Below are 20620 nucleotides of genomic sequence, written 5' to 3' on the forward strand. Positions count from 1 at the left end.
ATGGTCATGGATCAGCAGATGCCCATCGCGATTACGACATCCGAGTTGTCGCCCGGCGAGAAGCTGGCCGAGAGCATGCTCGCTCTCAACAACAGCCATGCAGAGGAATTGTCGTGGCTTGAGCGCGAGCGGATGCAGGACCTCGTCGCGCAGGCCTTCTACGCGCGCAGGATCGGCCAGCTCGATGCCTTCCTGATCGCACTCGATCAGGACGGGCGATACGACAGCCCGAACTTCCTGTGGTTTCAAGCGCGTTACGCGCGCTTCGTCTATGTCGACCGGATCGTGGTCGCAGCATCCGCACGCGGCATGGGATGCGCGCGCCGGCTTTACGCCGACCTGTTCGATCGTGCGGCCGAGGCCGGCCACGATCGCATCGTTTGCGAAGTCAAGCGCGTGCCGCCGAATCCGGCCTCAGACGCTTTCCACGCCGCCCTCGGATTTACCGAGGTCGGTAGCGCGAGCATCCAGGACGGAAGCAAGACGGTCCGCTACCTCTCGCGCCAGCTGTAGACGCGGTCCCGGACCACGACGAGGTAGCGCCCGTCAGGCGCGACTCAGGCTGCCGGTAGCTTTGCCTTGCGCAGATAGGGCAGCACGGTGACGAAGGAGCCGAAACGCTTGGCGGCGTCTTCATCCGACACCGACGCCGCGATCACGACATCTTCGCCTTGCGTCCAGTCGGCGGGCGTCGCCACCGGGAATTTAGCCGTGAGCTGCATGGAATCGATGACGCGCAGGATTTCCCGGAAGTTGCGCCCGGTCGTCATCGGATAGGTCAGCACCAGCTTGATCTTCTTGTCGGGGCCGATGACGAAGACCGAGCGCACCGTCTGATTATCGGCCGGCGTACGCCCTTCCGACGTATCGCCGGCCGAGGCCGGCAGCATCCCGAAAAGTTTTGCGACCTTGAGATCACGATCGCCGATCATCGGATAATTGACGGCATGGCCGGTGGCCTTGTGGATGTCGCCCTTCCACCTGTCGTGGTTCTCGACCGGATCGACGGAGATGCCGATGATCTTGACATTGCGCTTGTCGAACTCGCCCTTCAGGCCGGCCATGGTGCCGAGCTCGGTGGTGCAGACCGGCGTGAAATCCTTCGGATGCGAGAACAGCACCGCCCAGGAATCGCCGATCCAGTCGTGGAAGCGGATATCGCCTTCGGTGGTCTGCGCCGCGAAATCCGGCGCCATGTCGTTGAGTGCGAGTGCCATGAGGCAGGTCCTTCTGTGGTCTTCCGGTGAATGGCCAATGCGCGCGACGAATCCCGATGCAACTTCGACCTGTCCCTGATCGCGGCCGGGACGACGCGTTGCACCTGTTTGATTTTGCGACCGAAAATCCGGCCGGATCGAATAGCGCTGCAAGCAATGGCCCGATATCTGCGCCTGGCCGGGCCGAAAGTCATGGTGTCGTTCTGAAAAAGTTCTTAAGCATTGCGCCATGGCTACGAGCTACATCATCGGCCCGTTCCGGCTCGACGCGGACGCCGCGCTCCTGTTTCGCGGCAGCGCTCCGGTCGCGATCGGCCAGCGCGCCCTCGCCGTGCTGCGCGTGCTCGTCGAGCGCGCGGGAATGCCGGTCTCAAAGGATGCGCTGATCAAATCGGCCTGGGCCGGCCTCATCGTCGAGGAGAGCAATCTTCCCGTGCAGATCGCCGCACTGCGCCGCGTGTTCGAAGAAGAGCCGGGCGGCGAACGCTGGATCGAGACCATGCCGAAATACGGCTATCGGTTTGTCGGCCCGGTGAGTCCAGACCACCAGACCTCCGTCGCCGCGTTGCCTCCCGCCGCGACCGACGCGCCTCCCCTTCCGGCTCAACCGGCGATCGCGGTGCTGCCGTTCCAGAACATGAGCGGCGATCCAAGCCAGGAGTATTTTGCCGACGGCGTCGTCGAGGAGATCATCACGACGCTGTCGCGCTTCCGCTCGCTGTTCGTCATCGCGCGCAATTCCAGCTTCACCTACAAGGGCCGCGCCGTCGATGTGAAGCAGATCGGTCGCGAGCTCGGCGTCAGCTTCGTGCTCGAAGGCAGCGTGCGCAAATCGGCCGACCGCGTCCGCATCACCGCGCAGCTCATCGATGCGTCGACCGGCGCGCATCTGTGGGCCGACCGGTTCGACGGCGCGCTCGAGGATATCTTCGATTTGCAGGACCAGATCGCGCGGCAGGTCGTGGGGCTGCTGGTGCCGAAGCTCGAGCATTCCGCGATCGAGCGCGCCAAGCGCAAGCCGACGGAGAGCCTGGGCACCTACGAATATTATCTGCGCGGCACGGCGGCGATCTATCGCTTCACCATCCGCGAGGCCAATGTCGAGGCCCTGCAGATGTTCAGGCGTGCGATCGAGCTCGATCCGGAATTCGCGGCCGCCTACGGCATGGCCGCCTATTGCTACGTCAAGGACAGGACCAATCGCTGGCCCACCGACGATCTCGCGCGCGACATCGCCGAGACCGATCGGCTGGCGCGGAACGCCATTCGCCTCGGCGGCGACGACGCGCTCGCGCTCGCCACGAGCGCCGGCGCGTTGGCCTATGTCGTACGCGATCTCGACACCGGCGCCGCGTGCATCGCGCAGGCGCTTGCCGTCAATCCCAACATGATGTGGGCCTCCTATTTCGCCGGCTTCATCAAGAGCTGGATGGGCGAGCCTGAGGCCGCCGTCGCGCATCTGATGTATGCGATGCGCCTCAGCCCGGTCGATCCGTTGATGCCCCTGATGCAGGTCGCCACCGCCCACGCGCACTTCTTCGCCGGCCGCTACGCGGAAGCCTCGTCCTGGGCCAACGCAGCCTTGCGCGGCACGCCGAGACTGTTGCCGGCACTGCGCATCGGCGCAGCCGCCGATGCATTCGCCGGAGAGCTCGACGCCGCGCAGAAGTCCGTGGCCCGGCTGCTCCAGATCAACCCCGGCGAGCGCGTGTCCAATCTGGAGGCGATCTTCGGCCCCTACCGGCGCCCCGACGATGCCTGGCGCTATGGCGAAGGCCTGCGGCGAGCTGGACTGCCGGAATGACCGAGGCGTAGGGGCACGCTCGATCAGGTCAATCGCGCGCGGATGTCCGGCTTCAGCACCTTGCCGACCTTGGAGCGCGGAAGATCGTCCCAGACTTCGATCTGCTTCGGCGTCTTGACGCTGCCGATCTGTCCCTTGACGAAGGCGGCGAGCGCCACGGGGTCGATCCGATGGCCGGCGCGGGGCTGCACCACGGCGACGATCCGCTCGCCCCATTTCTCGTCCGCCAGCCCGATCACGGCGCAATCCTGCACCGCCTCATGCGCCCGCAGCGCGTTCTCGACCTCGATCGAGTAGACGTTGAACCCGCCGGTGATGATCATGTCCTTGGCGCGATCGACGATATAGAGGTAGCCGTCGTCGTCGAGGTAGCCGATGTCGCCGGTGTGGTGCCAGCCATGCACTGAGGCTTCAGCCGTGGCTTGCGGATTCTTGTAGTAGCCGTCCATCACGAGCGAGCCACGGACCACGATCTCGCCGCGCGCGCCGGTCGGCAGCAAATTGCCGTCGCCATCCATGATGCCCGCCTGCACCAGCGGGCTGATCCGCCCGGCCGAGGCGAGACGCTCCATCGCGATCGTGCCGTCGGCATTGTAATGCTCGCTCGGTGCCATCATCGAGATCATCATCGGCGCTTCGGTCTGGCCGAACAACTGCGCCATCGGCCCGATACGCCGGAGCGCCTCCGCAAGCCGCGTCGCCGAGATCGGCGCCGCGCCGTACCAGAAGCATTGCAGGGACTCGAGCTTCGCGGAGTTGAGCTTGGGATGATCGAGCAGCATGTAGATCACGGTCGGCGGCAGGAAGGTGTGCGTGACCCGGTAGCGTTCGATCAAATCGAGGAATTCGCCGATGTCAGGGTGATGCATGATCACGATGCGGCCGCCGAGCGCCATGATCGGGAAACACAGCACGCCGGCCGCATGGGTCAGCGGCGCGAGCGCGAGATAGACCGGGCGGCCCTTGAAGGGATAGCCCATCAGGGTCAGCGCCGTCATGGTCTCGATGTTGCGCCCGGACAGCATCACGCCCTTGGGCTTGCCGGTGGTGCCGCCGGTGCCCGGGATCATCGCGAGATCGTCGATGGTCTCGCGCTGATAAAAGCCGTCGTCGAGACCCACGAGCCAGTTGTCGAAGGATGGCGCGAAGGGTAACTCGGCATCGAGGCAAACGAGTGCGCGCAACTTCGGCAGCTCCGGCCTGACCGCCTCGACCATCGGTGCAAAGCTGGAGTGGAACAGCAGCAGGCCGCAATCGAACCCGTCGAGGATGAACTTGTTCTCGGCCGCTTCATTGCGCGGATTGATCGGGCACCAGACGGCGGCAGCGCGCGAGATGCCGAACACGCAGGAGAAGGCAAGCGGATCGTTGCCGGACAGGATCGCAACCTTCTCGCCGGGCGCGATGCCCGAGCGGTCGAGCCCACGCGCAATCCGATAGCTCAGCCGTTGCACCTCGCGATAGCTGAGATCGCGTCCGTCCATGGTGAGGCAGGGCGCGTCGGCGCCGAGCGAAGCACCTTTGTCGAGGTAATCGATGAAGCGCATGGTCGCTCCCGAAGCTGCAGCCGGTGGCGCAGAGAAACCGCGCCACCAGCCGATTGACTTAATCGTGCACGGTCAGAATCGGCTTACCGACAAGGCCAAAACTGCGCAACTGGCCGAGCAATTCGTGATGGCCGAACGCCTGGCAGCCGGAGGCGAAGCCGACGCGCTTGGGCGGCTGCTGCAGCAGATGTGCCGCCGCATAGGCCTGAAGCATGCCGGTCTGCTTGTAGTTGCTATTGCCGTTGATGACGCAGTGCGCGCGCCCCAACGGGCCGGAGGCATGCACCGAATCCAGCGACTTGTTGACGCGCGGGTTCTCGCGCGGCGGCATCGTGTTCATCACGCTGGCCGCGGTCTGCGCCAACGCGGCGTAGCGGTCGTCGGGGTTCATGTTCTTGGTCGCCTCCAGCGCGCCGGCGACGATCTGCGGCACGCCCAGCATCAGGGCGCGATTGAACACGCCGCCGAGCACCTTCACGTTGGCCACGCGCGGATCGCGCTTGAACCACACCGGATGCGAGGTGCCACCCCAGGGCAGCGCCAGCGCCAGCTCGTGCTGGCCGGGGATGGCGAGGTTGTAGAGCCCGGCATCGGGCTGATGCTCGACGTACTTGTTCTGCTCCAGATAGTAGGCCTTGGCCATCGCAGCGTTGACCAGGATAGTCTGCGTCGAGGCGATGGTCGGGCTGCCGCCCCAGAACACGGCAATGTCGAGCGTGTCGAGGCCGGGCGTCTCCAGGCACAGCTGGGCTGCGATCTCGCCGGTGGTGTACATCTGCGCGATGCCTGGCGCCAACAGCAACCCGGCATTGGCGAACTTTGCGCCGAACTCCTGTTCGAGCGTGATCAGCCAGTCCTGCTCGCCGGTGGTGTCAGTGTAGTGGCACCGGGCAGCGGCGCAGGCCTGCACCACCTCGGTGCCGAATTTGGCGAAGGGGCCCACGGTGTTGAGCACCACCGAGGCGCCCTTGAACAATTCGGTCAGCGCGGCCACGGTGTGCGGCACCGTCACCACCTCGTAGTCGGCGGTCTCGATGCCGGCCACATTCGATTTCATCGCGGCGTTGAGCTTCTCGGTGCTGCGGCCGGCGGCGATGAAGGGGATATTGTACTCGCGCAAATATTCGCAGACCAGGCGGCCGGTGTAGCCGGACGCGCCATAGACGATGACGGGCTTCTTGCTCATTGCGATCCTCCTGATGGGTTGTTGGTGGTGATCCGCGCTCACATGCCCATGCCGCCATCGACCGGCAGGCCGATGCCAGTGATGAAGCGCGCCTGGTCCGAACACAGGAAGACAGCAGCGTCGGCGATGTCCCTGACCTCGGCGAGCTTGCCGAGCGGCGTCTGCTCCACCACCGAGCCGACCGCGGCGTTGACGTCGGGCGCGAGCCCGATCTTCACGATGTCATTGGCGAGCTGCATGCCCATGTCGGTCGGGATCAGGCCCGGATAGATGCAGTTGACGCGCACGCCGAAACCGAGCTTGCCGGCTTCCATCGCACCCACCCGCGTCATGCGATCGACCGCGGATTTGGTGCCCGAATAGACCGCGATGGCCGGGAAGGCGATCGTCGCCGCGACCGAGGCGATGTTGACGACGGCGCCGCCCTTGCCCGCCGGCCCGCCCGGACGCATGGCGCGGAAGGCGTGCTTCATACCGAGCACGGTGCCGACGATGTTGACGTCGCACATCCGCCGCGCGTCCTCGGCCTTGACCTCGGAGATCAGCGAGGTGATCTCGATGCCCGCATTGTTGATCAGGATGTCGTAGCCGCCGAGCGTTGCGATCGTCGCAGCGGCCGCTTTCTCCCACTGCGCATCGTCGGTGACGTCGAGATGCACGAAGCCGGTCTTCACACCGAGCTTGGCAATCTGGCCGGCGCTGTCCTTGCCGACGTCATCGAGGATGTCGCCGATCATGACCGCCGCGCCGGATTGCGCGAGTGCATTCGCAATCGCGGCGCCTATCCCGCGGGCTCCGCCGGTGACCAGGGCTTTGCGGCCATCAAGACTCTTCTCACTCATCGCACATCCTCCCTTTGCTGATCTTTTGGACTGATCTTGTCGCTGATGATCGGTGCGTGCTGCGCTTCGCAGCACGGTGCCGGCGCCATGGCGCAACGGCATGCGAGTCCGTTCCGGCGGCGCGGCGCCGGTGGGGGCATTTCCTCCATTTGCTGGCGTCTTGACGACTGTCCAAATTCTTGGCGCGCACCCTCCTCCCGGAGCTTGACAGTTGTCAAGGCAAAATTTGACAGTTGTCAAAGAGGATGGTCTGTAGACGATGTGATCGTCGTAACGAAGAGACGGGAGACAGCGCGACAATGGCGCGGCGAGCGACAGGAGCGGTGAAGCGTGAGGCCGTGGTGGAGGTCGTGCGGGACGACAAGTTCAACGCGCGGCGGATCGAGCTGGCGGAGGCTGCGCTCGAAACCCTGGGCGAGCTCGGCTTCGCACGCACCAGCCTGCGCGAAATCGCGCAAAACTCCGCGTTCACGCACGGCGTGTTCCACTATTATTTCAGCGACAAGCTCGACCTGATCTGCTGCTGCGTCCGCCACTACAAGGCGAAGTGCGTGACGCGATATGACGATGTCGTCGCGACGGCAACGAGCCGCGACGAATTGACGGAGGGTTTCCTCGCCAAGCTCGCGGCAACGCTGCAGAGCGAAGCCCGCATGCACCGCCTTTGGTACGATTTGCGCTCGCAGGCGATGTTCGAGGCGGCGTTCCGCAAGGATGTGCTCGAGATCGACAAGAGCCTGGAAGCCATGATCTGGCGCATCGCCTCCCGCTATGCCGAGCTCGGCGGCAAGCGACCGGCGTCATCGCCGGCTGCGCTCTATGCGCTGTTCGACGGTCTATTCCAGAGCGCGCTGCTCAGGCACCTCGCGGGTGACAAGACGGCGACGCCCGAACTGCTCGACGAAGTCCGGCGCCTGATGCCGACGATCTGCTGAAGCGCACGAGCGCGCATTCACGAAGGAAGCGGGATCCGTCACCGCTCTCACCACGCATAGCGCAGCACGCCCTTGCCGGCGTAGCTGCGCGTGACGTTGGAGAATTCGCCTTCGAATGTCGCAGCCGCAGACCAGCCGTTCAGCCATGCCTTTTCCACCGAGGCCGTGACCAGCGCCGCGTCGGCGGCCTGCGCTGCGCCGTTGACGACGAAGCTCGCGCCCGGCAGCGCCTGGAAGGTCGCGCCGATCGAACGATCGGGATTGAAATCGTGGGCCCATGCGATGCGGCCGCGCAGAGTGGCCACGCCATCGGCCATCGCAAAGGATTTGTCGGTGCGCAGGCCGAGTTCGCTGCGGGTGTCGATGACGCTCTTGGCGCCATAGCTCAGGGCAAAGGTGTTATTGCCCGTGAGCGCCTGTTCCGCATAGGCCGGCAGGTCGAACGTGGTGAACTGGGCTGCCGCATAGGGCGTGACGCCGGCGCCGCCGATCGAAGGCACGACGAAACGGTAGCCGCCTTCGAGCCGACCGGACCAGGCGTTCGCGTTGAAGCGGGCCTGGAGGTGATCGGCGCCTGCGATGGTGACGGTGCGGTCGGTGGTGATGTCCTGCCAGCCATAGGCCAGCGCACCCGTGACATAGGCCGCACCTGCATTGTGGCGGATGAAAGCGCCGGCCTGAAACAGGTCGGAGCGGCCGGTGCCGCCATTGGCGACCGAGAAATTGGTGCCGCCGCCGGCAAGCGCAAAGCCGGCCACGGTAGAGGGGGAGATCCAGTAGTCGGCTCCAGCGGCTGTGCCCGCAATACGGCTGGTCGCGCTGTTCGAGCCGAGCGTCGCATTGCCATCGGTGGTCTGAGAGCCGCCAAAACCCGCGGCCCATACATTCCAGCGCGACTCGAAGCTCTGGGCCAACAGAGCCTTGCGCGACATCGCCGCATAGGCCTCCCGCTCGGCACCCTTGTCGGCACCCTTGCGGCCACCGGCGTAAGCGAGCGCCTCGCTGTCCTCTGCCGCATAGCCGGTCGTGCCACCGGATGCGCGCGGATCGCCGCGCCCCGCCACGAACGGATCGGTCAGCACGCCCATGAACTGGTTCATGGCGCTGAACGTCGCCTGCTGCGAACCGGTTGCCGTTTCACCCGAGGCCTGTGTCAGCGCATTGAGCAGCGGCGTGCCTGCCAGCGCGAACAGCGGGGTGAAGCCGGCCGGCAGGACCGCGCCGCCGATCAAGGGAGCATCGATACCCGCGGCGACGTTGCGCTGATTGACGCTGGCATTGCCGGGCAGCGAGTACGACAGCAGGCCGGGATCGAGCGTCAGCAGCACGTCGTTGCCGACTTGGCTCAGCCGCGCGTTCCGCGCAAAACTGTTGGCGATCAGGAAGTCCACACCGGAAAAGCTGCCATTGACCGTGCCCGCGGTCGCGATGGTGTAGGTCGTCGTCGTCGCAAGGCGCGTCAGCGGATCCACCACCACCTTGCCGGCGAGGCCCGCCGTACCGCTGACGTTGAGCCGATCCGCGGTGTGGGCGGTCGGGTCCACGTCCACGATGAATTGCGCGCCCGCGCCCTGCACGAAATTGCCCGTGAGCGTCGTGGTGCCGACCGTGCCGACGCCTGATGGCGCCAGCGTGCCGCCATTGTTCAGCAGATTGCCGGCGCCGAGATCGACCGTCGCGCCGCTGTTGAACACGCTGCCCGCGAGATTGTTGAAGGCGTTCGATCCCGCGCCGAACGCGACACTGCCGCTGACAATGCCGGAATTGTTCACCGTATGGTCGCCGCTGTTGCCGATGACGGCGTAAAGGCTTCCCGCGACCGATGCCGTGGCGCCAATGGTCAAGGTATTGGTTGCGCCGTTCAGATAGACGCCCCACGCGCCCGATATCGCGCCGCCATTGACCGTGACGGCGACATTGCCGCCACCGCCGGCATAGATGCCGCTTGCGGCGAGCGAGGTGACGTTGCCGATGCTGTTCACCGTGACGTCGCCCCCGGCCTCGGCGTGGATGCCGTCGTCATGCGCGCTGATGTTTCCGCGGCTGGTGACCGTCGAATAGCCGACGGCGGAGTACGCAAAAATTCCTGCGCCGCCGGACGCGGTGATGTCGGCAATACTGTCGACCGCGACGACGAACCCGAAGACATTCAACATGGTCGCATAGATGCCGTGATCGGCGGCGCGGATGTTTCCGCGGTTGGTAATCGAGATAGCTCGCTGTGATACGATATACATGCCGGAGCCGTTGCTCACGGTCATGTCGCCGATGCTGTTGATCGTGACATCGCCCCCGCCGCTCACGATAATTCCGTAGTCACGGGCGACAAGATTGCCGTGGTTGGTAATGCTTGAGTTATCGAGGCTCGTCGCAAAGATGCCGGTACCACCGGACGAGATATCACCGCCATCATGCGTGATTGTCAGGGAGGCACCCGTCGGCGTCTGCGCGACAAGACCGTATTGAGTGGCCGTGATGCTTCCGTTCTGCGCGATCGTTATATCGCTAAACTGTGACCCGGCCATAATGCCGGTGGCGGCGACAATGTTCCCAGTGCTTTCGACCCTAACGCCAAGGTTGCCTTCTGCGTAGATCCCGGCCCCCTGCGCGTTGATGTTTCCGACATCCTTGACGGTGATGCCTGCGCTGTACGAAACGGCAAAAATGCCGCTACCAATGCTGGAGCTAATGTCGCCGCCGTGCGCGATGGTGATATCACCGCCGGTAAATCTGGCATGGGTACCGGTGTTGATGCCATCACGATATGCTGTGATCGTGCCGCTGCTGGTGATGTTGAGGCCAAGGGTGCCGAAAATGCCACCTGTGAACGCGTAGATGCCGAAACCGCCGGCCGAGCTGATGTCGCCCGCTTGGTTGATCGTCAACACCCCGGTTTCCCACGATCCCGTCGCCAAGGACGAGACATGAATGCCGTCGGCAGTTCCGGTCACGGCGATGGAATAGCGCGTCATGTCACTGTTGATCGTGACGTCACCGCTCCCGCGCTCGAAATCGATGCCGGACGTGCCCGTAGCCGGCGTGATCTTGGTCGTCAGCGAATTGACGTTGAGCGTATCGACCGTGGCTTGATTGAAGTCAGCAGCGCCGATCCCGCCGGATTGATCGCCGGTACAGGTGGCGGTGGTTCCGACCGCGGTGCAGGCGCCCGGTCCGGCTTGCGCCGGCTGCAGCGCCATCAGCCCGAGCGCGCCGTTTGCCGCCGTGCCCAGCAGCGCCGCGCGCAAGCGGCGGCGCATTCCATTCCGCATCATGTCCGTTCATTGCCAATCGTGTCGCTGAACGACTTCTAGCGGACCCCGGCGCCTGACAATGTGCCGCCCGTCTCAAGCGCAAAAATTTCGCGACGCCTGTTCGGCTATCGCGAGACCGCGACGATCCGCGCGCGTGTCGCAGCGCGGCTTCGATCCGGCTTCGTGGCTCGGCGGGGAAGGAAAGCGGCCTTACGCCGCGGTCGCCGGCGGCAGCGCCAGCACCGAATAGATCGCCTGGGCATCGCGCGAGGCGCGGAGCTTCTTGGCGATGTCCTGGTCGCGGAGCAGGCGGGCGATGCGGGCGAGCGCCTTCAAATGATCGGCGCCGGCGCCTTCGGGGGCGAGCAGCAGGAAGACGAGGTCGACCGGCTGGCCGTCCATCGCCTCGAAATCGATCGGGCGATCGAGCCGGGCGAACAGGCCGAAGATCTTCTCGAGCTTGGGCAGCTTGCCGTGCGGAATGGCAACGCCATAGCCGACCGCGGTGGTGCCGAGCTTTTCGCGCTGGAGCAGCACCTCGAACACCGCGCGCTCGTTCTGTCCGGTCAGCTCAGCGGCCTTGGCCGCGAGTTCCTGGAGCGCCTGCTTCTTGCTGTTGACCTTCAATGCCGGGAGAATCGCCTCGGGCGCGACCAGATCGGTAATCGGCATGGAAGTGTTCCGAGGTGAATTAAACCGTCAGGTTCCGAATTGGCCGTCTCGATAGGTCGAGCCCGGCCGGCGTCAAGAAGGTGAAGCAGGAGGGGGACTTAGCCCAAGTCCCGTTACGTCCTGATGTGGGGCGCTTCTACTCCAACGCAATCCCGGTGCCAACTCCCGCGTGCGGCTTTGCCCCGGTCATTGTTAAGACCTGTGGTTGATACGGGGCTTCCTACCCCCCGGATTTGGTGCCCGGCGGGTCGATCCAGCCGACATTGCCGTCGGCGCGGCGGTAGATGATGTTCACCCGGCCCGAGGAGCCGTGCTGGAATACCAGGCAGGGTGCTCCGCTGAGGTCGAGTTCCATGACGGCTTCGCTGACCGACATCTGCCGCAGCGACGTCGTCGCCTCGGCGATGATCACGGGGCTGTAGCCGGTGACCTCGTCCTCGTCGTCGCCCTCCCCCGGCGCCTCCAGCACGTAAGCCGTCGCGTCCAGCGCGGCCAGCGCCGCGGAAGCGACGTGGGCCTTGCGGGCCGAACGGTCCTTGAGCCGGCTCTTGTAGCGCTTGAGCCGCTTCTCGATCATGATCAGCGCCTGGTCGGCGCTGGCATAGGCGTCCTGCGCGTTCGAATCGGCCTCCAGCGTTATTCCCGAATCGAGATGCAGCGCGCAATCGGTCCGGAAGCCGAAGCCGTCCTTGGACAGCGTGATGTGACCGGAATAATTGCCGTCGAAATATTTGCGCAGGACCTCTTCAGTCCGGTCGGTCACGCGGCCTCGCAGGGCCTCGCCGACGCTGACGCTCTTGCCCGAAATCCGAAGAGTCATGTGATGCCTCGCTTGGTTGCCCAGCTTGGATCGGTCGCGGTGGGGGATGAGAGTAGCGCGATTTCGCGCCAGCGCAATCAGGCCGGTTCGGTGTTGCGGGAGCGATCGGACATTGCCGTTGAAAGGACGTTACCAAGAGCGCTCTGCTTGTCGCGGCGGCGTTGCACCGAGGACGGAATGCGCATGGCTTCGCGGTACTTCGCGACCGTGCGGCGGGCAATATCAATGCCTGAAGCGCGCAAGCGTTCCACGATGGTATCATCAGACAGGATCGCGGACGGCTCCTCCGAATCGATCAGCTGCTTGATGTGGTGACGCACGGCTTCGGCGGAATGCGCCTCGCCGCCGTCGGCCGAGGCGATCGAGGCCGTAAAGAAATATTTCAATTCGAATGTGCCGCGATTCGTCGCCATGTATTTGTTGGCGGTGACGCGCGACACCGTGGATTCATGCATCTGGATGGCGTCGGCAACGGCCTTCAGATTGAGCGGCCGCAGATGCGCGACACCATGGGTGAAGAAGCCGTCCTGCTGGCGCACGATCTCGGTCGCAACTTTCAGGATGGTGCGGGCGCGCTGGTCGAGCGCGCGCACCAGCCAGGTCGCGTTCTGCAGCGCGTCCGAGAAATACGATTTGTCGCCGTCCTTGCCGATCTTCTTCGACAGCTCGGAATAGTAGGTCTGGTTGACCAGCACGCGCGGCAAGGTGTCGCTGTTGAGCTCGACATGCCAGCCGCCGTCCGGACCCGGGCGAACGTAGACGTCCGGCACCATGGTCTGGAGCCGCGCCGAGCCGAACTTCATGCCGGGCTTGGGATTGAGCCGCCTGATCTCGCCGATCATGTCGGCGATGTCCTCGTCGTCGACGCCGCAGAGCTTGCGGAGCGCGGCGATGTCGCGCTTGGCAAGCAGATCGAGATGCTCGACCAGCGCCTGCATCGCGGGATCGTAGCGGTCGAGCTCGCGGAGCTGGATCGCCAGGCATTCGCTCAAGCTGCGCGCGCAGACGCCGGGCGGATCGAATTTTTGCAGCACGGCAAGAACGTCCTCGACGTCCTTTTGCGTTGCGCCAAGCCGCTCGGCAGCCTGGCCGAGATCGGGCGGCAGATAGCCGGCCTCGTCGACGAGGTCGATCAGGTACTGCCCGATCATGCGCTGGGCCGCGCCGGTGAAGGCGACCGAGAGCTGCTCGGCAAGATGGTCGCTGAGCGTGGTTTCCGCCGCGACGAAGGCTTCGAGATTGTAGTCCTCGTCGCCGGAGGCGCCGCCGCCCCATTCGGTGTAGGTGGTCGGTGCGGCGTCCTGGGCGTTGCGCGCCGCCGCCTCGGCAGGCTCCTCGGAGAAGACGTTGTCCAGGCCCGTGTCCAGGGTCTGCTCGATCTCGGCGCGGGTGCCGAGATCCTTGCTCATCCATTCTTCCTGGCCGGGCTCGAAGGCGTTGCCGGTGCCGCCAAAGCCGTCATCGGCGCCATGACCGTCACCCTGGCTGCCTGAATCATCGCCATCGTGGTCGCTGAACTGGCCGGCCTCGGCCGGAGCCTCGCCGCCGGGGGCCTCGTCATTGGCCCGCTCCAGCAGGGGATTACGCTCGAGCTCCTCTTCCACGAAGGTCGTGAGATCGAGATTGGACAATTGCAGCAGCTTGATCGCCTGCATAAGCTGCGGCGTCATGACCAGCGACTGCGATTGCCGGAACTCTAATCTCTGCGTAAGCGCCATCTAACAAGAACCGTTCCCGAAAATTGGTCCGATTCTTGCTTATCTTAGTCCTGGCCCGATGTACACGCCTTGACGAAATGGAAAAAAGGGCTAGAGGCGGAATTCCTCGCCAAGGTAAAGGCGGCGCACATCCGGATCGGCGACGATCTCGTCCGGACTCCCCTCCGTCAGGATTTCACCGGCATAGACGATGTAGGCGCGGTCGGTGAGGCCGAGCGTCTCGCGCACATTGTGGTCGGTGATGAGCACGCCGATGCCGCGATTGGTGAGATGGCGGACGAGGTCCTGAATGTCGCCGACCGCAATCGGATCGATGCCGGCGAAGGGCTCGTCGAGCAGCATGTAGTTCGGACGCGTTGCGAGCGCGCGCGCGATCTCGACGCGGCGGCGCTCACCGCCCGACAGCGCGATCGAGGGCGATTTCCGCAGCCGCGTGATGTTGAATTCGTCGAGCAGGGAATCGAGCTGCTGCTCGCGCTTCTTGCGCGACGGCTCGACCACTTCGAGCACGGCGCGGATGTTCTGCTCGACGGTGAGGCCGCGGAAGATCGAGGCTTCCTGCGGCAGATAGCCGATGCCGAGCCGGGCGCGCTGATACATCGGCAGCTTGGTGACGTCGTGGCCGTCGAGCTCGATGGCGCCGCGATCGGCCTTGATCAGGCCGGTGATCATGTAGAACACGGTGGTCTTGCCGGCGCCGTTCGGACCGAGCAGGCCGACGGCTTCGCCGCGGCGCACATAGATGCTGACGCCGCGCACGACCTGGCGGCTGCCGAAACTCTTTTCCACGCTATGCACAGCCAGGAAGCCCGGCCGACGCAACAGCTGCGGCGCGCCCGTGCCGTTGGACTTTACGGCAGGCTTCGCGACGGGTCTGGCTTTGGGCGGTTGAGCGGCCGGCTGACGGGCCCGCGGCGGCGCCTCCACGCCATAGGGGTCCGGGGCCTGCATCGGCTGGTCACGGGCAATCGGCGGCGCGTCCCGCACCGGGCTCGCTACCAGGCCGCCGACGCTGTCACCGAGCGCGGTGATGTCCTGACGGGCAAATCCTGGCCGGCCGCGCTTGGCGGGGCGCCGACGGAACATGCTGAACAGATCGACCATCCCCGCCTTCTAGCCTTCCACGGATCCTGCGCGGTCATCGCGCGGTCTGCCATGCCGGCTTCTCGCTTCGCCGACGCAGCATGAATGTAGGGATGTCTCATGCCCAGTGAAACACGCCCGAAAAGCGGCGGACGCCGCTTCGAAAGCCCTGCCGCTAGATACAGTCTCGCCGGGCAAGCTTCAACCTCGGATCGGCCGCATCTCAGCCAAGTCGTTGAAGTTACGTTCGGAATTTACTTTTGTTTACCTGAACCGGGCAATTGCATTGGCGCGCCCGCGCCAGGCGCGACGGGCGTTCCGCATTTGCCGTTCGCGCCGCCCTGGGTCTGGATGAACAGACCCTGGACCTTGCCGCTGTCGGATTCCACCCGGGAGACACCGGTGGTCATGTCGACCATCAGGCGGTCGCCGCGCAGCACGTTCTGGCACTGCGTCAGCACCACGCCGCCGAGCATGGTGATGAGGTTGGTCTTGGTGTCGAACACCGCGGTCTCGCCGGTCACCACCTGGTCCTTCTGGGTGACGACGACATTGCCGCGCGCTTCCAGCCGCTTGATCGAGGAGGCGCCGCCAGGCCCAGGTGTCGCCGATTGCATCGGCGCTCCCGCTCCCGTCCCCGTCCCCGTTCCCGCTCCTGTCCCCTTGGCCGCCGCCTTGGCCCCCTTGGCCGGCTCAGCCGGCGGCGCGGCCTGCTTGTCGCCAGAGGATTCGTAGAACACCACCAGCGTCTTCGAGGTCATGGTGGTGTCGCCCTGCACGACCTTCACATTGCCGGAGAAGGTCGCTTCCTTCTTCTTGTCGCGCATCTCGAGCGAGGCGGCCTCGATCTGGATCGGCTGGTCGCGGTTCTGCGAAAAGCCCTGCATCGCGTTGGGCACGCCTTGCATGGTGCTTTGCGCGACGGCGGCACCGGTCGCGACCAGCGCAGCGCCGCCAAGCACCAGCGCTGCGACGATGGCGCGACGCTTACTGTCGTTGCGCGGAAAAAAATGAGCCATGAAAATCACTTTGAGTTCGCAGATTTGTTCTTGGACTTCGCAGGCGGAGGCACAGGCGCCGGCGCGGGCTGCTCGACCGGCGCGGGCGCAGCGTCATCCGTGCTGATCTTGTCCAGATGCATCACGACATTGCCTTCGAAGCGGATGACGTCGCCGCCCTCGGTGATGCGCAAGCGATCGGCAGTGAGCGTGCCGTTGGTCAGCTTGACGTCGACATGATCGTCCGAGGACACCGTGCCCTTGTTCATGTCGACGAAAGCGGAGTTCAGCCGCGCCTCATAGCCCGTCGAAGTGCGCAGGAAGATGTCCTTGTGCAGGTCGAGCTGCTGCTGCTTGTTGTCGAAGCGGCCGGTGCGGGCATCGAGCAGCAGGGTCGACTGGTCTTCCATCAGCACCTTCGCCTTGAGGTCATTGAGATCGACATGGTCGGGGTCGGTGATGTCCTGTGTCGCGGTCTTGGCCCAGAGCTCGTAGGGCCGCTGGTCCGGCGTGAAGCCGGACAGATGCGGCGATTCCATCGTGATCTTGGTGCCCGTCACCACCAAGTTTCCGGAATCGACCTTCACCGGGATCATGGTGAAGGGGTTGAGGAAGGTGGAGACCGCGACGATCGAGGCCATGGAGAGAACCACGGTCACCGGCACGGCGATGCGCAGAATCCGCACCAGGCGGCTGTGGCGCGCCGCGCTGGCAAACTTCGCCGCAAGCGCGGCGTCGTAGGTGGAAAACTGGGCCGAGTTCACCGCTGCTCCAGAGAGTCGCTCGCCTTCCGGTCCGAGAGGCGCGCCATTGTACCCGGCATCGCCACGATATGCAGCCTGCGACAGGCCGGACGAAAGTGTCCGAAACGGGGCGGCAGCCCGAACCTAGCCGCGGCCAGAGGGCTCAGGAATGCGCGAAAATGTCCTCTTCCTCCCAGCCCTGGAGGTCGAGCAGGGCGCGGGTCGGCAGGAAGTCGAAACAGGCTTTGGCCAGCGCGGTGCGGCCCTCCCGGACCAGCATGGCGTCGAGCCGCTCACGCAGGGCGTGCAGGTGCAGCACGTCGGAGGCGGCGTAGGCGAGCTGCGGCTCGGTCAGGCTGTCGGAACCCCAGTCGCTGGATTGCTGCTGCTTGGAGAGGTCGACATTGAGCACCTCGCGGACAAGGTCCTTGAGGCCATGGCGGTCGGTATAGGTGCGGGTCAGGCGGGAGGCGATCTTGGTGCAGTAGATCGGCCCGGTCATCACGCCGAAGCTCTGGTACAGCACCGCGACGTCGAACCGCGCAAAATGGAAGATCTTCGTGATGGCGGGATTGGCCAGCAGGGCCTTCAGGTTCGGCGCATCGGTGTGGCCCTTGGGGATCTGCACCACGTCGGCGCTGCCGTCGCCGGGCGAGAGCTGGACCACGCAGAGACGGTCGCGGTGGGGGTTCAACCCCATCGTCTCGGTGTCGATCGCCACCGCGCCGGTGTAGCGGGAGAGATCAGGCAGGTCACCGCGATGCAGGCGTACGGTCATGGCGTTTCAAACCCTTTGGTCGAATCGGTCGCGTCGATATCGTCAGCAAATTGGATAGCCCGCGATGTATCCACTGCCGGAGGCCTGCGCAAGCGCGGATAGCACCCGCTCAGATCGCCGCCAGCATGATGCAGACCATCGCCGCCACCGTGGTGCGGCTGGCGCCGTCCCGGAAGGCGTAGATGATGGGATCGTCGGGCATCTCGCGGCGATGCGCGATCATCAGGGCGCGGCCGAACCAGTAGAGCAACAGGGGCGCGAGCAGCCAGAGCATCCAGGGACGGCTATAGAGCGGCGTCACCGCGGAGGACGAGACGTAGAGCGCGAACACGGTGACGGCATTCATGGCGCTCGCCGCGGCCATGGCGGCGATGATTTGCAGATCGGTGATGCGGTAGTCGCGGTTGGACGGATCAGAGAGCCCTGCGCCCTCGCGCATGCTGAGTTCACTAAAACGCTTGATCAGCGCGAGCGAGGTGAACACGAACAGCGAGAACACCATCAGCCATTCCGACAGCATGACGCCGGCCGCGACTGCGCCCGCGCCGATGCGCAAGGAGTAGAGGCCGGCAAGCGTGACGACGTCGACCAGCATCTTGCGCTTGAGCACGAGCGAATAGGCGATGGTGGTGGCGAGATAGGCGGCGAGCACGCCGAGGAAAGTGACGGAAATGCAGAGGCTGGCGGCGACGGCGAAAGCCCACAACACGGGGATGGCGGTGAGCGCGGAGGAGATCGGCAAGTCGCCTGCCGCGAGCGCGCGATGGCGCTTGGTCGGATGCTGGCGGTCGGCGGCGAGGTCGAGCAGATCGTTCATCAGATAGGCGCCCGACGCACAGGCCGAGAACGCCAGGAACGCCAGCAGCGTCGAGCCGAGCGTGGCCAGATTGAGCTGATGCGCGGTGATGACGGGCACGAACACCAGCGTGTTCTTGGCGTATTGATAGATTCGCAGCGCCTTGGCCCAGATCTTCAGGCTGGCGCGGTGGCTGCTTCGGTGTGCGATACGCTCGATCGACGCGCGATCGAACGGCAGATGATCGCCCACGGCGAGATCGGCCGGCGTCACGACGCCGTCAAAGCCGAGATGCGCGGCGATGCCGGCGGCATGATCGGCGAAGCGGCCCGCGACCAGAAAAATCCGCTCGCCCCGCGCCCGCGCCACCAGCGCCTGGTTCAGCACGTCGGCATCATAGGGAAGGTGGGCGTAGTCGAGCTCGGCGCGTGCCAGAATATCCGTGAGCGCCGCCATGCCGGCGCGTCCGCCGGCGCCGAAGCGGGCCAGCATGCGCGCAGGCGCGGAGAACAGCGCCTCCATCAGCAGCTCCGAGCGCAGCAGCGCGCCCTCGAGATCGATGACGAGGGTCCGGGCAGGCGCGATCGTCGCCTGCGGCGCGGCCTCGCTCCGATCGTACTTCCTGACGGGCTGCTCCATCCGAAAACGCTCTGACTGACTGCAACACGACCGGCCCAGGGGTTGGGGAGGCCGGGAGCAGGAAAATGGACGGCCGCGAGCCTAGGGAGCATTCGCTAAGGGCGGCTTAATTCGGCTGTCGAAGGGGCCGACGCCGGCCTGTTGCAAGGATCCCACAATCCGGCGCGCGCTTGATATACCAGCGGAACCTGGGCCCCGCGCCCGTGGAAATCGCCTCCAACCACCCTATGTGAGGCCAGCCCCTCAGCACACATCAGGTGTCATGACAGACCAGACGCTCGCCGCGCCGATCGACGATCAGCAGGAACGCCAGCGCGGCTTTACGCGCTACCAGTCACTCCTGGTGGCGCTGCTCGCCTTCGCCCAGTTCACCATCATCCTCGACTTCATCATCATGTCGCCGCTCGGCGCCATCCTGATGCCCTCGCTCAACATCACGACCTCGCAATTCGGCGTCGCGGTGTCGGCCTATGCGTTCAGCGCCGGATTTTCCGGCATTCTCGCCGCCGGCTTTGCCGACCGGTTCGACCGCAAGCGGCTGCTGCTGTTCTTCTATACCGGCTTCACGCTCGGCACCGCGCTCTGCGCCGTCGCACAGACCTACGAGGTGCTGCTGCTCGGCCGGATCGTGACCGGATTGTTCGGCGGCGTGATCGGTTCGATCGTGCTCGCCATCGTCACCGATCTGTTTTCCCTGCAGCTGCGCGGCCGCGTCATGGGATTCATCCAGACGGCGTTCGCCGCGAGCCAGGTGCTCGGCATTCCGGCCGGCCTGTTTCTCGCCAATCACTGGAACTGGCATGTCTGCTTCATTGCGATCGTCGGCCTGTCGATCCTCGCAATTGCCATCATCGCCTTCGCCATGGAGCCGGTCGATGCGCATCTGAAGCTGAAGCAGGACAGGAATCCGTTCCATCATCTGCTCGCGACCGTGTTCGAGCCGCGTTACACGCTGGCCTTCGCGGTGACGACATTGCTGGCGACCGGCGGCTACATGCTGATGCCGTTCTCCAGCGCGTTCACCGTGAACAATATCGGCATCGACATGGCGCATCTGCCGACGATCTATCTCGTCTCCGGCCTGTTCAGCATCATCACGGGACCGCTGGTCGGCAGGGCGAGCGATGCGTTCGGCAAGTACCCGACCTTCGTGTTCGGCTGCGCGATGACCGTCCTGATGGTGCTGATCTACACCCATCTCGGCCACGTCTCGCTCACGACGGCCATCGCCGTCAACGTACTGCTGTTCGTCGGCATCTTCTCGCGCATGATCCCGTCGCAGGCGCTGATCTCGGCGATCCCCGACCAGAGCCAGCGCGGCTCGTTCAGCGCGATCAGCGCATCGCTTCAGCAGCTCTCCGGCGGGCTCGGCTCGGTGCTTGCGGCCGCGATCATCTCGCAACAACCCGACGGCTCGCTGCTGCATTTCGAGCGGATCGGCTATGTCGTGGTCACGACGACGATCATCACGCTGGTCGCGATGTATTTCGTGCAGAAAGGGGTAGCGGAGCGGGCGGGCAAGCGGGTGGTTTGAGGGGCGCCTCGCTCCCCCAAAGGACCCTCGCGGCGGCGATCCCGGGATCGCCGTCCA

At 64.9% G+C, this 20620-nt stretch carries 18 protein-coding genes; 5 read left to right on the forward strand and 13 right to left on the reverse strand.

Translation table 11 applies throughout. The features are described from left to right. Positions 1–18 precede the first annotated feature (18 nt). Positions 19–513 (forward strand): GNAT family N-acetyltransferase, encoded by a 495-nt coding sequence (locus NLM31_RS00530; RefSeq protein ID WP_254191154.1) that lies wholly within the window; start codon positions 19–21, stop codon positions 511–513. A 44-nt stretch (positions 514–557) separates the two neighbouring features. Here NLM31_RS00530 and NLM31_RS00535 read toward each other — a convergent pair whose 3' ends face one another. Beyond that, a complete protein-coding gene (locus tag NLM31_RS00535; protein ID WP_254127273.1) occupies positions 558–1217 on the reverse strand; it encodes a peroxiredoxin in 660 nt (219 codons plus the stop codon). Between the two features lie 30 nt (positions 1218–1247). Between NLM31_RS00535 and NLM31_RS00540 the strand changes: the two genes are divergently transcribed. Together NLM31_RS00540 and NLM31_RS00545 are read left to right on the forward strand one after the other, a co-directional pair. After that, positions 1248–1424 (forward strand): hypothetical protein, encoded by a 177-nt coding sequence (locus NLM31_RS00540; protein ID WP_254191155.1) that lies wholly within the window; start codon positions 1248–1250, stop codon positions 1422–1424. A gap of 22 nt (positions 1425–1446) precedes the next feature. Then, positions 1447–3021, forward strand: a complete 1575-nt coding sequence (locus NLM31_RS00545) for a winged helix-turn-helix domain-containing protein (RefSeq protein ID WP_254191156.1) — start codon at positions 1447–1449, stop codon at positions 3019–3021. A gap of 23 nt (positions 3022–3044) precedes the next feature. Here the strand turns inward: NLM31_RS00545 and NLM31_RS00550 are convergent, their stop codons facing one another. From NLM31_RS00550 to NLM31_RS00560, 3 genes are read right to left on the reverse strand one after another with little or no spacing between them, the layout of a single operon-like run. Then, on the reverse strand, positions 3045–4568 hold the full coding sequence (locus tag NLM31_RS00550) for an AMP-binding protein (protein ID WP_254191157.1): 1524 nt from the start codon (positions 4566–4568) through the stop codon (positions 3045–3047). A gap of 58 nt (positions 4569–4626) precedes the next feature. Continuing rightward, positions 4627–5754: a DUF5938 domain-containing protein gene (locus NLM31_RS00555; RefSeq protein ID WP_254191158.1), complete on the reverse strand. Its 1128-nt coding sequence runs from the start codon at positions 5752–5754 to the stop codon at positions 4627–4629. 38 nt (positions 5755–5792) lie between these two features. Further along, the gene (locus NLM31_RS00560) at positions 5793–6596 is read right to left on the reverse strand and encodes an SDR family NAD(P)-dependent oxidoreductase (RefSeq protein WP_254191159.1); all 804 of its coding nucleotides are present in this window, start codon (positions 6594–6596) and stop codon (positions 5793–5795) included. Between the two features lie 299 nt (positions 6597–6895). Between NLM31_RS00560 and NLM31_RS00565 the strand changes: the two genes are divergently transcribed. Further along, the gene (locus NLM31_RS00565) at positions 6896–7531 is read left to right on the forward strand and encodes a TetR/AcrR family transcriptional regulator (RefSeq protein WP_254127285.1); all 636 of its coding nucleotides are present in this window, start codon (positions 6896–6898) and stop codon (positions 7529–7531) included. A 47-nt stretch (positions 7532–7578) separates the two neighbouring features. Here the strand turns inward: NLM31_RS00565 and NLM31_RS00570 are convergent, their stop codons facing one another. From NLM31_RS00570 to NLM31_RS00610, 9 genes are all read right to left on the reverse strand, one after another. Then, positions 7579–10803 (reverse strand): autotransporter domain-containing protein, encoded by a 3225-nt coding sequence (locus NLM31_RS00570; RefSeq protein ID WP_254191160.1) that lies wholly within the window; start codon positions 10801–10803, stop codon positions 7579–7581. Positions 10804–10992: 189 nt separating this feature from the next. Beyond that, positions 10993–11454 carry a PTS IIA-like nitrogen regulatory protein PtsN gene (gene ptsN / locus NLM31_RS00575; RefSeq protein WP_063681444.1) on the reverse strand — a complete coding sequence of 154 codons (462 nt, stop codon included), beginning with the start codon at positions 11452–11454 and terminating at the stop codon, positions 10993–10995. 220 nt (positions 11455–11674) lie between these two features. Further along, positions 11675–12274: a ribosome hibernation-promoting factor, HPF/YfiA family gene (hpf, locus tag NLM31_RS00580; RefSeq protein ID WP_254127289.1), complete on the reverse strand. Its 600-nt coding sequence runs from the start codon at positions 12272–12274 to the stop codon at positions 11675–11677. A 77-nt stretch (positions 12275–12351) separates the two neighbouring features. Then, on the reverse strand, positions 12352–13992 hold the full coding sequence (rpoN, locus tag NLM31_RS00585; protein ID WP_254191161.1) for an RNA polymerase factor sigma-54: 1641 nt from the start codon (positions 13990–13992) through the stop codon (positions 12352–12354). A 90-nt stretch (positions 13993–14082) separates the two neighbouring features. After that, positions 14083–15096 carry an LPS export ABC transporter ATP-binding protein gene (gene lptB / locus NLM31_RS00590; RefSeq protein WP_254127293.1) on the reverse strand — a complete coding sequence of 338 codons (1014 nt, stop codon included), beginning with the start codon at positions 15094–15096 and terminating at the stop codon, positions 14083–14085. 233 nt (positions 15097–15329) lie between these two features. Then, positions 15330–16094 (reverse strand): LptA/OstA family protein, encoded by a 765-nt coding sequence (locus NLM31_RS00595; protein WP_254191162.1) that lies wholly within the window; start codon positions 16092–16094, stop codon positions 15330–15332. 5 nt (positions 16095–16099) lie between these two features. After that, on the reverse strand, positions 16100–16837 hold the full coding sequence (gene lptC, locus NLM31_RS00600) for an LPS export ABC transporter periplasmic protein LptC (protein ID WP_254191163.1): 738 nt from the start codon (positions 16835–16837) through the stop codon (positions 16100–16102). A gap of 142 nt (positions 16838–16979) precedes the next feature. Continuing rightward, complete coding sequence (locus tag NLM31_RS00605) at positions 16980–17594, reverse strand: ribonuclease D (protein ID WP_212328139.1); 615 nt, start codon at positions 17592–17594, stop codon at positions 16980–16982. 109 nt (positions 17595–17703) lie between these two features. Then, positions 17704–19029 (reverse strand): UbiA family prenyltransferase, encoded by a 1326-nt coding sequence (locus NLM31_RS00610; protein ID WP_254191164.1) that lies wholly within the window; start codon positions 19027–19029, stop codon positions 17704–17706. Positions 19030–19291: 262 nt separating this feature from the next. On the opposite strand from NLM31_RS00610, the gene NLM31_RS00615 reads away from it, so the two are divergent. Beyond that, the gene (locus NLM31_RS00615; RefSeq protein ID WP_254191165.1) at positions 19292–20563 is read left to right on the forward strand and encodes an MFS transporter; all 1272 of its coding nucleotides are present in this window, start codon (positions 19292–19294) and stop codon (positions 20561–20563) included. The last annotated feature ends 57 nt before the right edge of the window (positions 20564–20620 follow it).

Origin of the sequence: Bradyrhizobium sp. CCGUVB4N (assembly GCF_024199945.1) — a bacterium.
Taxonomy (GTDB): domain Bacteria; phylum Pseudomonadota; class Alphaproteobacteria; order Rhizobiales; family Xanthobacteraceae; genus Bradyrhizobium.